The organism is Alteromonas sp. AWJ4_199 (genome assembly GCF_056159165.1).
Map to the genome: position 1 here is coordinate 2572624 of NZ_JBSWUR010000001.1, position 14116 is coordinate 2586739.

Consider the following 14116-nt stretch of genomic DNA (forward strand, 5'->3'; position numbering starts at 1 on the left):
AAGAGACGTGTCTCTCAAGCCCAATACGTATATTTCCAATAGTTTCTCGCTTTCTTTCTACTATTTAGAATCGATAGCTTAACGACAAATGCCACTCGCGCCCAGCACCAGGTACTCGCTCCCCCACTTCCACATCAGTATTCATTACGCGGTTAATTCCCGCAGTATGTGGTGCGTACTGCTTATCAAACAGATTATGAATAGTCGCTGTTACCTGAAGGTTTGAGTGCCCACTATCAAGAAGCGTTACAAGCCCAGTAATGTGAACCAACCCATACCCTGCTGTAGATGCTTCATTTTGCAGAGCTGAAACGTGGTTTTGTGCGCCGGCTAATTCAGACGTAAACTGCATTTGAAGCGGCGCATCAAATACCTGGGTATTCCACTGAACTGTTGTTGTTAAATGCTCGGGCGCAATACGGAATAAGGCATCGTCAATGTCATCACGATTGCCATGCTGGATAGTGGCTACTGCACGTAAACTCAAGGCATCGGTAAGCTGGCCTTGCACCGTGATGTCGGCACCCTTGATAACAGCATCGGTATTCGTCCACTGAAACGGCTCAGTACCAGCCATCATGGTAGATACCATGTTCGCCGCCATATTCGTACTCGGTGAGCCTGTGATGTAATCCTCTATATCTTGATAGAAAAAGCGGGGTGATATGGTCCAACTTTCATAGTTGTAATCAGTTCCTACCTCTATTTTGCGCGCGGTTTCATTGTCTAATTCAAGGTTACCAATGTAATTAAATCCGTCGGCCATACCCCCGGAAATACCAAGCGGTAGCCAGGTGTAGCGCTCGAAATAGGTAGGGGCACGATTTTTCTGAGAAATGCCAAGTACGATATCAAGCGAGTCGCTCGCATGGTATCGGGTAGTCGCGGCGATATCTAACATGTTGTAGTTTTCGTCACGCTCAGCGGTATTAAAATTACTGACTAACGTAGCAATTGCAGGGTTCATCATAACCATGTTAGACCCTGCTTCTCCAGCATCCATACTAACCCGGGTATACCGCGTACCTAGCGTAGATGAATATGTATCTTTGTTTATCGTCCACTGAGCATAAACACTCGCGGTATCTCTTTCTGCATTAGTAAAATTATCTACAAAGAACATGCCGTTGTTAGGGTTAGTAATAACAGAGTTATTTCGGGTGTGGTGTAGGTAAGCGCCCAGTTCTAACTCGCCACTATCTAATGGCATAACGTATTTTGCATCTAGCCCTTGCGCGATAGCGTCAGCGTTGTTCTCGCGCGCCATGCTCTCAGACATTATCATGCGCTGGGAAAAGTTATCCATGGCATGTTGGTTACTGTTGCCAAACCATTTCATAGCAAAGTACTCAGCTTCACCGGCGTTATAGCGATAACCGACTCGGTACCATGCTGCATCAATAAAACCTATATCCATAGCAAGGGCGGGCGTACCACTTTCATTCGTATTTAGCTGTTGGTAGCTAGCGTCAAATTGGTGTTTTCCCCATTCATAGCCAAGTCTAAATTTACCGCCATTTCTTTGGTAGTGGCTATTGGGTATAACGGTGTTATCACCCGATTCTCGCTCATCACGCTGCTGATGCATAAACGCGCCGCTAACGAAAGCTTGGTCAGTTTTGTAAAGTACATTGCCCTGATACTGGTGCCCGCTACCCGGGGCAATCAAACTGGCGTTTACACTGCCAGTAATGCCGTTTCCTAAAGCAAAAAGGGATACCGCATCGGCGTTAATACGAAGTTTGCCGCCTAGCGTTTGTACGCCAGCACTCACAGGTACAATGCCGCGATATAAAGTAGCGGTAAGCCCAGGCTCTGGCAGTACGTGAGATAATGGCGAGTCCATTGAATTAGGGCCAGCGCCAGCGATGTCGACCCCGTCAACGGATACACCCACTCTATCGCCAAACAAGCCTCGATATTGAATGAGGCCTGTAACCGGGCCATTTCGCGAGATAGAGACTCCGGGTAGCAGTGCTAACTGATCGCCAAAGTCCGCGTCTATATTGGTTGCGGCAGTTACTGCTTCTCGCTCTATTTCTTTTACATTATTGAGCGAAGAACCAATCACTGTAATCACTTCTGTTGAAGCGCTATCAATGAACTCAGATGTGTTTGCATAAACGTGTGCAGATGTGCAGGCAGCTGTAACAGCGAATGCCAGTAAAGAATACTTCATAACAATTCCATTAAATAAACGAACGTGTGCACGGTTAAACCATGCGTGTTAAGTGTGTTTTAGGCGTTGTTATGCGAGAGGTGGAGCGCGACCTGGCGGAGCCGCAAAGGCAAAAGATGTGTAGGGTGCTGCTGCAAGGCGAGACGCCAAGGCGCGATAGCGCACAAGGGATATCACTACTAACGCATCTACAGGTACGTTGTCCATTTGAGGAAGGTCGGCCAACGTGCCGTTGGTACAATCTACGTGCTCAACAGGTGCTTTTAGTAGTTCTGGGCTTATAAATACAAACTCACCTTCAAGCTCTGTTGCGCTTACCGATATATAGCGCATGGTTTTGCCAGTACAGATAAGCTCAATGTCATCACCCACCAACCCACGGGCATGCTGCATGGTATGCGAAGCAAGGCCCAGTGCTAATGCATTTTGCAAAAGCATACAAAGGCAGAGGGTTAAGGCTGTCAGGTGTTTAATCGACATTGTTTATCTTTTTACGTTGCGCGTCTTTATCATAGCGTGCGATGGACGAATGTTTCCACATTTTAATTAAGTTCTTTAACTCCGGCCTTTTTAAGCTTTCGGTAAAGTGTGCGGGTACTTACGCCTAGCGCGTCCGCGAGGCTGTTTATATCGCCTTTAAAGGAGCTTGCTACCTGAGCAAGATAGACATCTTCTACCTCGTCGAGAGTCATAATACCCTTGCCAAGATTAACTCCGCTTGTTGTTAGTGGGTATTGATCATCTTTACCCTCCATTGAAGCGTTATTCTCGTCGTTGAACTCGTCTAACACGGGAAGATCCGACTCGTAGATCACGCTCTCATCGGCAAGTAATACAGCTTGGTCAACGATGTTGCGCAACTCGCGAATATTACCCGGAAAGGCGTAGCTGCTTAATTTTTCGAGGGCTTTTTTATGGAAACGCTTTTTTTCGTGGGACTGGGCCAAAAAGTGCGTTGCAATTAGCGCAATATCTGACTTTCTCTCTCGTAAGGACGGAAGATTGATAGGAAAGCCAGCAATTCGATAGTAAAGGTCACGCCTGAATTCCCCCTTTTCTACCATTTGCTTTAAATTTTTATGCGATGCACACACCAAACGGAAGTTGGCCTTCTTCGAAACTACGCTTCCCACAGGGCGGTAAGTCTGTGTTTCAAAAAGCCGAAGTAGTTTAACCTGCATGGCGAGGGGAATATCGCCTACTTCGTCGAAAAATAGAGTGCCACCCTCTGCCGCCTCTACCAGTCCTTTTTTATTGGTGGTCGCGCCGGTGAAAGCGCCTTTTTCATAGCCGAATAACTCACTTTCAAGCAACGCATCAGACAACCCGGTACATTCAATCACAACAAAAGGTTTTTCAGCGCGATGGCTACTTGAGTGCAGAGCCTGAGACACCAGTTCTTTCCCAGTTCCGGTTTCACCAAACAGTAAAACAGATATATCTGAGTTTGCAGCGCGGTTAATTTTATTCAGCATCGTTTTGAATGCTTCTGACTCGCCAATCATTTTTCCAGCAGAGGGGCGGTTAGACGCAAAGGCAAGCTTATCTAGAATTTCCAGATAACCTATTAAATCCCCGTGACCGTCGAAGATAGGTCGCATCAGAATGTCACAGTAGCTTTGGCCCTCGCTGGTGGTATGGATATGCACCACACTAGCTGCTCGGCCCGACTTTTTACTTTCCTGCATAGGGCACTGCTCGCCGCATTGGTCACAGGGCTTATTGTTTCGATGAGATACCTGATAACAGGTGCTATAACCGAGCTTGATATCGACAGGGTAAGTATCTCTGTAAGGCGCATTGACCGCCTCAATAATGTAGTTTTGATTGATGAAAATAGCGGGTTTGTCTATTGCATCTATCATTGCTTGTACAATTGATATGTTCATTGTCAGCGTATTAGTTAATGCTACTTTTATCTTGCCAACTTAACATATTGGCATAGAGCTTGTTGATTGTTTTAGTTGAATCACAATGCCTGAGTGCAAATACGTCCGTCAATAGGAGAGTTACACAATGAAAAAACGCACCTTTTTAATTGCGTTGGGGGTAGCCGTAAGCGCCGGTTGCCCTTTCGCTAATGCACAAACCAACGAGCTAGCTGACAGCGAAGTACAAACAAAAGTGAAGCAGGCAAGAGTTCACGCTAAAGCACTTGGTGGAGCGCTTAAATCTAGGCTAAAACAGGCAATTCAGTCTGGTGGTTTAGAAGCGGGTGTAGAAGAGTGTCAGTTGGCTGCCGAGCCTATCGCCGAGGGGCTTAGCCAAAATGGGTGGGAAGTAGGGCGTACTGCGCTAAAAGTGAGAAACCCGAATAACGCGCCAGACGAGTGGGAGCGCGAACAGCTAGCCCTTTTCACCTCTCTATTGGAAAAGGCTAAGCTAGAGGGTAAACAGCCGTCTATGCCTATGGATACCTCTAAGTATGACAGCGACAGTGGCGAATTCCGGTACATGATGGCTATTCAACAAGGTCAAGTTTGCATGGCGTGCCACGGTGGCCAAGTTGCACCTTCAGTAAAGGATACCATTTTAAAACATTACCCTAAGGATGAGGCCACTGGGTTTGAACTTGGTGAATTGCGCGGCGCGTTCACACTGACCTATTCGCCACAGTAACAACTTCAGTTAATTTTGTATTAGCTGAAGCAAAAGCTCTCTTCTCAACCTATTAAACAAGGCTATGACGCCCCCTCCTTTTTTTATATGTGTCAATTTTGTCATTGAAAGTGACAAAATTGGCGCGGTGATCGTATCGAATCCTTGCGATGGATCAAAGTGCGCAACTTTTCGTCATGGAATAATTGTCCTGCACAGTACGAATAGACTGTCATTCATCAGTTGTTAGTTCAGATTAACGAGAAAAGTGATGTATGGCACAAACCATGCTCTAGCTGTGATGAATGTTCACGTGATAACCACTGAATAACCAATAAATTTATTTAAGGTCAAGCGCTTATCGCGCAAAAGAGACAAGGGAGATAACCCATGAGCGATACGTTAATAGAACTATCGCGGTGGCAATTTGCATTAACTGCGATGTTCCACTTTATTTTTGTACCCTTAACACTAGGGCTAAGCTTTTTACTTGCCATCATGGAGTCGGTCTATGTGATGACAGGTAAAGAGATATACAAGCAAATGACCCAGTTTTGGGGAAAGCTGTTTGGTATTAACTTTGCCATTGGGGTAGCCACAGGCTTAACCATGGAATTCCAGTTCGGCATGAACTGGTCATACTATTCCCACTATGTTGGCGATATCTTTGGCGCGCCTCTGGCTATTGAAGGGCTTATGGCTTTCTTCTTGGAGTCTACCTTCGTGGGCCTGTTCTTTTTTGGCTGGGACAAAATGTCTAAGGTGAAGCACCTTATGGCTACTTGGTTAGTTGCTATTGGTTCTAACTTCTCAGCGCTTTGGATCCTAATCGCTAATGGCTGGATGCAGTATCCAGTAGGTGCTGAATTTAACTTTGAAGCAATGCGTATGGAAATGACCAGCTTCGCTGACGTTATTTTTAACCCTGTAGCTCAGGTTAAGTTCGTTCATACAGTTTCAGCAGGCTACGTGACCGGCGCAATGTTTGTGTTGGCAATCTCTAGCTACTACTTACTAAACCATAAGCATATTGCGTTTGCCCGTCGCTCGTTTGCGATTGCAGCCAGCTTTGGCTTAGCTTCAACTTTGTCAGTTATTGTTTTAGGTGACGAAAGTGGCTATGAACTGGGTGACGTGCAAAAAGTGAAATTAGCTGCTGTGGAAGCTGAATATGAAACGCATCCCGCGCCAGCACCGTTCACTGTTTTTGGTATACCTAACGATGAGAAAGAGGAAACCGAATACGCCCTTCAGATTCCGTGGGCAATGGGCATCATTGCAACCCGTTCGTTAACCGAAGAAGTGAAAGGTATTAAGGATCTTAAAGAAGAGAATCGCGAGCGTATTTTAAGCGGCATTAAAGCTTATGAAGTGCTTGATGATGTAAGAAATGGTACCGCAACAGCTGAGCAGCGCGCAGCCTTTGAAGCCAACAAAGACAGTCTTGGCTACGCCATGCTGCTTGAGCCCTACACAGACGATGTATCAAACCCATCAGAAACGGCCATTCAACAAGCCGTTGACTACAGCGTTCCTCCGGTGGCCCCGCTATTTTGGAGTTTCCGAATCATGGTTGCTGCAGGTTTCATTATGCTTGCTCTGTTCTTGTGCGCATTTTATTACAGTACAAAACATAAAATCACCAAGCCTCGCTGGCTACTAAGAGGCGCTCTTTATGGTTTACCACTTCCTTGGGTGGCGTGTGAAGCAGGCTGGTTCGTTGCTGAATATGGTCGTCAGCCATGGTCTATTGCAGAAGTATTGCCGGTGCATACCTCAGTGTCTAACTTGGCGATTAGCGATGTGGTAATCACTATTGTTGCCTATACCGTCTTCTACACAGCAATGTTCATCATTGGCTTTTACCTAATGAAAAAATTCGCGAAGAAAGGTCCTGTGCCTCCGGAAGATACAAAGACTGAAACTGAGCTTGATCTTATTGACCTTGATGAGCAAGGAGCAAAAGCATGATTGATTATGAACTGTTACGCGTCATTTGGTGGTGCTTAGTTGGCGTGCTGCTAATTGGGTTCGCCGTCACTGACGGCTTCGATTTAGGAGTGGGCGCTTTGCTTACCCTTATCGGGAAAAATGACAAAGAACGTCGTGTGATGATTAACACTGTTGGACCTCACTGGGACGGAAATCAGGTGTGGTTTATTACCGCTGGTGGCGCCATTTTTGCGGCGTGGCCAATGATTTATGCTACGGCGTTTTCAGGTTTCTACCTTGCTTTAGCGCTAACGTTAATTGCCCTCTGGATGCGTCCTATTGGTTTTGATTACCGCAGTAAATTACCTAACCCACAGTGGCGCAAAGCCTGGGACTGGGCGCTATTTGCTGGTGGCATTATTCCGTCGCTCATCTTTGGTGTGGCGTTTGGTAACCTGCTATTAGGTGTGCCTTTCGAGCTAGATAGCACCCTTAAATCAACCTATACAGGTTCGTTCTTTGGTTTGCTGACGCCTTTTGCCTTAGTGAGCGGATTACTGTCAGTAGCTATTTTACTTAACCACGGTGCAACCTGGTTACAAATGAAAACTGATGGTTTTATTGAAGTTAGAGCCCGCGCCGTATCAGTGGTATTGAGCCTTGTAGGCGTAGCCTTGTTTGTTATTGCAGGTTTTTGGGTAGCATTTGGCTTAGATGGCTTTGTGATTACCTCTGCGGTAGACACTATTGCCACATCGAACCCGCTTAAGAAAGAGGTAGCTATTGAAGCGGGTGCTTGGATGAGCAATTACAGCAAATATCCTTTCATGGTGGCAGCCCCCGTATTAGGTGTAGTAGCTGGTCTTGCCTGCGCGTTCTTCTCTAAGAAAGGCAATCCGGGTATGGCGTTCGTATCAAGTGCACTGTTTATCACGGGTGTAATTTTAACTGCGGGCTTTTCAATGTTCCCGTTCCTAATGCCTAGCATCACAATGCCAGAAGCTAGCCTTACCGTATGGGATGCAACGTCTAGTCACATGACGCTGAACGTTATGTTCATTGTTGCCTGTATCTTTGTACCCATTGTACTTAGCTACACCGCTTATAGCTTTTACGTGATGCGTGGTCGCATCAAAAATGATGACCTCGACCAATCTCACACTATCTATTAAGGAGATATTTATGTGGTATTTCGCTTGGATATTAGGTGTTTTACTGGCGTGCTCTTTCGGCATTATCAACGCCATGTGGTTAGAAGCTACAGAAAATATGGATAGACCGGAAGATCAAGAGTAGAAATGGAAGTAGGCTGGCCGCAAGAACACGCCGTGAACCCGTCAAAGGGGGCTTTGCGGCCAACCCACCACCCCTTCGAAGAGGGTGAAAAAGAAATCAAATAACGAGAAAGATAGATACGAACAGTGATTAAAGAAAAGGTTCCCAACAGGCAAACACTTACTCAGTGGTGTAAGGAAATGGATAGCGCGCACACGCTTGGCTTGCGCCGTTCTCTTATGTCACAGGTAGTGGTTAAGTGTTTGTCGCTTTTTTCTTTAATTATTGGCTTTTACTACTTTTCTAGCATTGCACAAGACTGGGTGGTGAATAAAACACCCGCGTTACAAGGTGATCTAGCGGGCTTATCTGTTTGCTTGGGAATAACCTGGGTGCTTCAAGGCGTAGCGAATCGCTTGTCGTGCCAAGCGAAAGACTCGGTGCTCAACAAGCTGGAGCAGAAGTTAAGTAAGGTGTTTGTTTCTCGCCAACATGCCTTGGTTCGACAGCACTCAGTTTATTATTGGCAAACCCTATGGTTACAGCACCTACAAGCTTTTACAGATTGGGCATTGGAATATCGTGTTCAGCAAACAATAGCCGTTGTAGTGCCTTTATTAGCATTAACAGTAATTTTTTATGTCAATCCGGTTATTGGTCTTGGGTTACTAATCACACTTCCTGTTGTGCCGCTTTTCATGATTATTGTTGGTAAGGGCGCAGCTGCACTGCATCGTAAACACTTTGTCGCTCTTGAAAGGTTGGGAAGCTTATTTACAGACCGTTTAGCGGCATTGCCGATGCTAGCAAATTTTCAAGCGCATCAAAGACAAACCGGCCTGCTAAAAGAAGCAAGCGAACAGTTAAATACACGCACAATGAAAGTCGTCAGTGTCGCATTTTTATCTAATAGTGTGCTCGATTTTTTTGCCACGCTTGCTGTTGCGTTAGTGGCGGTATTTATTGGGTTTTCGCTATTAGGTGAGCTTGAAATTGGCCCGGCTATAACCTTGCAGCAAGGCTTATGGATTTTACTTACCGTACCCTTGTTACTAAGTGAAATGAAAAAACTGGGGCAGGTGTATCATCAAAAAGCTCAGGCTGAAGCAGCGCAAGAAGAACTGGCTCCATTGTACTCACACGTGCCTGATACGATTTCACTACAATCTTATGCTCAAAGCGCCGATAATCCTGAAGAAATGTCACGGTTACTAGATGCTTCTAACTTCAACGTGTTTGACTTGCGTGAGCCCGCTTCACTTAAAGAAGGGCACGTACAACCTGCCTTACTAAAAGCTAACTCCTTGATAATCTCAAAAGGCGATAAGGTGCTCCTTAATGGGAAATCTGGAGCGGGCAAAACCTTATTGTTAGAGGCGCTTAGTGGCCAAAGGCCAGCGACCCATAAATTCGAACAGCCAGTAGTGTGGATCACTCAGCACCCAGTCATCACGCCAGGTTCAGTGCGGGAGAACCTATGTCTTAACGATACTTACTCCGATGACATCTTAATAACCGCATTGCAAGACGTTGAACTTGAAGCTTGGCTAACACTGTTGCCCTATGGGCTTGATACTGTGATGACAGACTACCCTCAACTTTCAGGCGGTGAAGCACAGCGTTTGTCACTGGCAAGAGCGTTATTACGTGATGAAAGTATCTGGCTTCTCGATGAACCAACCGCACATTTACCCGATGAGCAACACCATAGGCTAGCTCAGTTGATTAAGCGTTTGGGCGAGAGCAAAACCTTGATATGGGCCTCTCACAAAGCATTGCCAAGTAATTGGTTTAATCAGTTTTGGTCGGTTGAGAAAAAAACGTCACTCAACCAAGCAAATACTGAAGCGAATAATGATCACAGCGACACTGGTATAGAACACGGCAACCACGATTGTGATGTAACAAGTGTAGTGAAAGTAGTAACCAGTGCTGTGAATAAAAATTCAAATGATCAGAAAAGGAGTTTTGGTTTTGAATAATGGAAAACCCGCTTATCTGACGTTACTACTGGCTCTTTTGCACGGCATAGCGGGGATTAGTATTCTTGTTATTTCTGCTTGGTTTATTGCGATTAGTGCAATAGCGCCAGTGGGGTTTAACTATGTAATACCTGCTGTGGTCATTCGCGCTTTGGCGCTTCTTCGTATTGCGTCAGGTTATGCCAGTATGTGGTTTGGGCACAATGACCTCCTAGCGCGCATTGCAAAAGCACGGCTGCGCGTTTTTTGTCAGCTAGAAAACAGTCAGATTACTGATAAGGCCTATACCACAGAAGCACTAGCGCAACATACTGAAGAGCTTGCGAGCAAATGGATTGCATGGGTTGCCCCTCTATCAAGCGTTGTATTTATCTTCACAGGTTTGTGCGCTGCTGCGGTGTACCTCGACCTCCCAGGCGCTTTTTATATTTTGTCGCTATTTGTTGCTTGGCTAGTTTTTGTGGCCGTGCAAGGCCTAAGCGCACTAACGCTTGCGAAAAAAGCCAATAAAGCAAACAAGCTATTTCGCCAGCAATCTTCCGATTTTTTCAACCGCAGTGCCATTTGGCATCTGGACAAATCGATGATTGAAAGTGATTCTGCCTCATCTAACCCTGACAGCACTAAAATACCGAGTGCTAGTCAGGTATGGCGCTATCAGCTGGCGCAAAAAGCTAAGGCACAACGAACAGCATGGTGGTTTCAGGGATTAGCGTTTTTATTTGTTGTATTAGTCATGTCGGGTGTTTCACCCGTGGCGTCGGCCTTTGTATTCGCGCCTATCGCTATAGTCATACCTATGGTTCTATTGGCAGCGCCTGACTGGGCAAGTACAGGCTTTTTAAGTGTAAGTAAATTTGCGCAGTACAAACAAAGCGTCAATGCTCTTAAGCAACTTAAAGCCACGCCAATTAGGCAGTATCGTGATAGAGAAATAAAACACTCACTTAATTTAATTCAGTTTTCTGCTAAAGGTCGACATGCAAGTTTGGTTAATACTTCACTACCTGCGAATGGTGTTGTTTGTATTTCTGGGCCGTCGGGATGCGGTAAGTCTTCATTGTTGCAGTCAATTATTGGTTTGCTGCCAGCTACGGGGCTGCGCGAAATTGACGACATAGGTATGCCTGAAGGCATGGTAACAAACTGGCGTTATGTAGAGCAGGAACCTATTGTGTTATCAGGCAGTATATCCTTAAACCTAGACCCAGCGGGCAACGATATTTCTCAAAATGAAATGAGTGAATTGTTGTCTGCGCTTGGCTTGGAAGAGATTCTTCCTTTAAAGAACTGGGTAGGAAAAGCTGGAAGGCCTTTATCCGGTGGTGAGCGAAAGCGATTGGCGCTAGCTCGTGCAATACTAGCGAAGCCACCTGTTCTTGCTGTAGATGAGCCTTTTGAGGGGTTAGATTCTTACACACAACAAAAGGTGAGTGAGGTACTAAATAGTCTTTCTGCTACTACATTGATTTTAGTTGCATCCCACACAACACCCGACGCGCTAAACGTAAAAACGCACCTTCAACTAGGCGAAGCCGACATTAAAACTGCACTGCAAACACAGTGCGCTATTTCATAGCCTTATGTTCAAAGTTTCTTGTAATGTCTTCTAAGCTTCTACCCTTAGTTTCCGGAAAGAGCTTAGCAACTAAAATGAGGCTGATTAATGCAAAACAGCCATAAATAGCAAATGTGGTGGCCGCGCCTAGGTTAGCTAGCTCCCATGGAAAGATAATTTGAACTAGAAAGCTGGTTAAGGAGTTAATCACGCCCACCAAAGAGATAGCCAAACCACGAGTTTGATTAGGAAAAATTTCGGCTAACATCGCCCACATTACAGGCCCTAAAGACATAGCGAAAGAAGCTACAAACGCGATAATGCCAAATAGCACTAAGGGCGCGTTCATTGTGATACTGCTGGTAAGCAATGGCTGTTGGTAAGTATCAAACTCTTCACTTGATAAAACAGTTTTAAGCGCCCGTTTAAACTCCACGTCCGAATAATAGACTTGGTTGGTTAGAGGTTCTAATTTGCTTGCTGCGATGGGAGCCTCTTGTTGAATAGTGCTAACGGTAGCTTGTTGAACTTGGTAAGTGGCTTGTTTAAAACCATAAGTGCAGATAGCCATGCTAATTACAACACCGGTCAAACCCACAATGAGTAGCGGCTTTCTACCCCACTTATCAATAGTCATCATTGCCACAACAGTAAAGGCGACATTCACTACACCAATCCATACTGCCTGCATAAAAGCGGCGTTGGTACCCACGCCACTTTGTTCAAAAATAGTAGGTGCATAGAAAAAGATAACGTTGATGCCGGTAATTTGCTGTGCAATGGCAATAATGATTCCTACCATCAAAGGAAAGCGCATGGCTTTTGCTTTTAAAAAACCAAGGCGCTCGCGTAGCGTCCAAGTCTTCTCTTCAAGCGAAGACGCAATATCCTTAACAAGTGCATGGGCTTGTGCCTTGTCGAAAAGGCGGTTTATAACCTGTTCTGCCTCTTCTTGACGCCCCTTTAAGACTAGCCAACGAGGGCTACGCGGAATAGTAAAGAGTAAAAAAAACCACAACGTCGCTGGGATAGCTTCAAGCCCTAGCATGTAGCGCCACAAATGCGTATCTATACCCCATTCAGTAACCCAACCTGCACCGCTGTTACTCAGCTGTAACAGGTAATAGTTAGTGAAATAGGACAGAGCGAAACCAAACACGATATTAAGCTGATTCACCGACACCATTTTGCCCCGATCCTCTGGGGCGCTTATTTCAGAGATATACAGCGGAGCAATGATGAGTGAGCAGAACGCAATGCCGCCAATAAACCGAGAAAGTACTAGCAGCTCGAAGTTAGGGGCGAGGGCAGAACCGACAGATGAAAGTAGATATAAGAAAGCTACAAAAATAAGCGCTTTTCGCCTGCCAATAGCGTCGCTCACGCCGCCAGCAAAAAGCATGGCTATTAATGCCCCTAATGTGGGAGAACTGACTACGAAGCCTTGCTGCCAGTCACTTAGGTTAAACTCGGCATCAATAAAACCATTGGCTCCGGCTATTACGCTGGCATCAAAGCCAAATATGAACCCACCAAGGGAAACTATAAGCGTGTAGTATAGCGACGGAGACAGGGCTTTATTCATTCTATAGTGTGCCTAATGTGTCCCTATCTACCACTTCTGGAACAAATAAGTGCTCAATTGGAACAGGACTTTTAATGTCATAAACATGTTCAAGTACCCAATAAGCGGCCATTTCTCCCATAGCGTGAATAGGGTTATTAATAGTTGTTAGCTTTGGATAGAGATAGCGCGAAAATAGCACGTTATCGAAACCAACAATGGAAAGCTGAGTTGGAATATCAAACCCAGCTTCTCGTGCCGCCGTCATTGCGCCAGAGGCCATTTCATCGTTTGCGCACACTAGTGCGGTAAAATCCGGAAAGGTCGCTTGAAGATGCTGCATTCCTTCCTGACCTGTGGACTCATGAAAGTCGCCTTCGAACAAGCTGTTGCTGTCAAATGTAAGTCCTGCTTCTTCAAGGGCTTTTTTGTGACCAGCAAGACGGTCGCTCGCATCTTTTTTAAATAGCGGTCCGCTAATGTAAGCTATCTTCGTATGACCCGCGTCAATGGCCGCTTTCGTAGCCAAGTAGCCACCTTTTACGTTGTCTACAACAAAGCAGTTTTGCTCAAGTTCGTCTACTTTTCGGTTAATCACTACAACCGGGACTTTGCTGTCGACCAGCTTCTTCAGGTATTCGTCAGAGACTGCCTCAGCGTGCAAGATAAGTGCGTCACACCGGCGGCTTTTTAAGAACTCTATGGCTTCGTGTTCACGCTTTTCATCCACGTGACCCGCGGTGATAATTACATGCTTACCACTTTTCTTTAGCACGTGTTCAACCGTACTCATCAAGTCACCAAAGTATGAGCCATGCAGTTCGGAAACAAGTAAACCCACACTATTGGTGCGGTTAGATGCCAGAGATTGCGCAATGGCGTTGGGCTGGTAGCCCAGCGATGCCATGGCGTCCTCTACTTTTTTGCGGGTGCGCTCGCTTACTTTCGCGTTTCCATTCATAACACGAGAGACGGTAGCCAGCGATACCCCAGCTGCTTCTGATACTTGGTAAATTGTTGCCATACGG

At 45.7% G+C, this 14116-nt stretch carries 11 protein-coding genes; 6 read left to right on the plus strand and 5 right to left on the minus strand.

Translation table 11 applies throughout. The features are described 5' to 3' along the window. Positions 1-64: 64 nt before the first annotated feature. From ACXAER_RS11315 to ACXAER_RS11325, 3 genes are all read right to left on the minus strand, one after another. Entirely contained in the window at positions 65-2179 is a 2115-nt protein-coding gene (locus tag ACXAER_RS11315; protein ID WP_474829292.1) for a TonB-dependent receptor plug domain-containing protein, read from the minus strand. A gap of 69 nt (positions 2180-2248) precedes the next feature. After that, positions 2249-2659: a hypothetical protein gene (locus ACXAER_RS11320; RefSeq protein ID WP_474829294.1), complete on the minus strand. Its 411-nt coding sequence runs from the start codon at positions 2657-2659 to the stop codon at positions 2249-2251. Positions 2660-2721: 62 nt separating this feature from the next. Next, positions 2722-4044, minus strand: a complete 1323-nt coding sequence (locus tag ACXAER_RS11325; RefSeq protein WP_474830570.1) for a sigma-54 interaction domain-containing protein — start codon at positions 4042-4044, stop codon at positions 2722-2724. Positions 4045-4195: 151 nt separating this feature from the next. Between ACXAER_RS11325 and ACXAER_RS11330 the strand changes: the two genes are divergently transcribed. The 6 genes from ACXAER_RS11330 (at position 4196) to ACXAER_RS11355 (ending at position 11545) form a co-directional block, all read left to right on the plus strand. Further along, positions 4196-4798 carry a Tll0287-like domain-containing protein gene (locus ACXAER_RS11330; RefSeq protein ID WP_474829296.1) on the plus strand — a complete coding sequence of 201 codons (603 nt, stop codon included), beginning with the start codon at positions 4196-4198 and terminating at the stop codon, positions 4796-4798. Between the two features lie 369 nt (positions 4799-5167). Next, complete coding sequence (locus tag ACXAER_RS11335; RefSeq protein WP_474829298.1) at positions 5168-6748, plus strand: cytochrome ubiquinol oxidase subunit I; 1581 nt, start codon at positions 5168-5170, stop codon at positions 6746-6748. Continuing rightward, positions 6745-7881: a cytochrome d ubiquinol oxidase subunit II gene (cydB, locus tag ACXAER_RS11340; RefSeq protein ID WP_334049932.1), complete on the plus strand. Its 1137-nt coding sequence runs from the start codon at positions 6745-6747 to the stop codon at positions 7879-7881. The genes ACXAER_RS11335 and cydB overlap by 4 nt, the downstream gene beginning before the upstream one ends. A gap of 10 nt (positions 7882-7891) precedes the next feature. Then, positions 7892-8005, plus strand: a complete 114-nt coding sequence (gene cydX, locus ACXAER_RS11345) for a cytochrome bd-I oxidase subunit CydX (RefSeq protein WP_012519975.1) — start codon at positions 7892-7894, stop codon at positions 8003-8005. Positions 8006-8184: 179 nt separating this feature from the next. After that, positions 8185-9966 carry an ABC transporter ATP-binding protein/permease gene (locus ACXAER_RS11350; RefSeq protein ID WP_474829300.1) on the plus strand — a complete coding sequence of 594 codons (1782 nt, stop codon included), beginning with the start codon at positions 8185-8187 and terminating at the stop codon, positions 9964-9966. Beyond that, a complete protein-coding gene (locus ACXAER_RS11355) occupies positions 9959-11545 on the plus strand; it encodes an ATP-binding cassette domain-containing protein (protein WP_474829302.1) in 1587 nt (528 codons plus the stop codon). Before ACXAER_RS11350 ends, ACXAER_RS11355 begins: the two co-directional genes overlap by 8 nt. Here the strand turns inward: ACXAER_RS11355 and ACXAER_RS11360 are convergent. Further along, complete coding sequence (locus ACXAER_RS11360) at positions 11535-13109, minus strand: sugar porter family MFS transporter (protein ID WP_474829304.1); 1575 nt, start codon at positions 13107-13109, stop codon at positions 11535-11537. The genes ACXAER_RS11355 and ACXAER_RS11360 overlap by 11 nt on opposite strands. A 1-nt stretch (position 13110) precedes the next feature. Further along, the gene (locus tag ACXAER_RS11365; RefSeq protein ID WP_474829306.1) at positions 13111-14112 is read right to left on the minus strand and encodes a LacI family DNA-binding transcriptional regulator; all 1002 of its coding nucleotides are present in this window, start codon (positions 14110-14112) and stop codon (positions 13111-13113) included. Positions 14113-14116: the final 4 nt, after the last annotated feature.

Bases quoted from the DNA above. Each gene is read 5' to 3' on its own strand.
- ACXAER_RS11315 (WP_474829292.1), bottom strand. From the start codon at position 2,179: ATGAAGTATTCTTTACTGGCATTCGCTGTTACAGCTGCCTGCACATCT.
- ACXAER_RS11320 (WP_474829294.1), bottom strand. From the start codon at position 2,659: ATGTCGATTAAACACCTGACAGCCTTAACCCTCTGCCTTTGTATGCTT.
- ACXAER_RS11325 (WP_474830570.1), bottom strand. From the start codon at position 4,044: ATGATAGATGCAATAGACAAACCCGCTATTTTCATCAATCAAAACTAC.
- ACXAER_RS11330 (WP_474829296.1), top strand. From the start codon at position 4,196: ATGAAAAAACGCACCTTTTTAATTGCGTTGGGGGTAGCCGTAAGCGCC.
- ACXAER_RS11335 (WP_474829298.1), top strand. From the start codon at position 5,168: ATGAGCGATACGTTAATAGAACTATCGCGGTGGCAATTTGCATTAACT.
- cydB (WP_334049932.1), top strand. From the start codon at position 6,745: ATGATTGATTATGAACTGTTACGCGTCATTTGGTGGTGCTTAGTTGGC.
- cydX (WP_012519975.1), top strand. From the start codon at position 7,892: ATGTGGTATTTCGCTTGGATATTAGGTGTTTTACTGGCGTGCTCTTTC.
- ACXAER_RS11350 (WP_474829300.1), top strand. From the start codon at position 8,185: ATGGATAGCGCGCACACGCTTGGCTTGCGCCGTTCTCTTATGTCACAG.
- ACXAER_RS11360 (WP_474829304.1), bottom strand. From the start codon at position 13,109: ATGAATAAAGCCCTGTCTCCGTCGCTATACTACACGCTTATAGTTTCC.
- ACXAER_RS11365 (WP_474829306.1), bottom strand. From the start codon at position 14,112: ATGGCAACAATTTACCAAGTATCAGAAGCAGCTGGGGTATCGCTGGCT.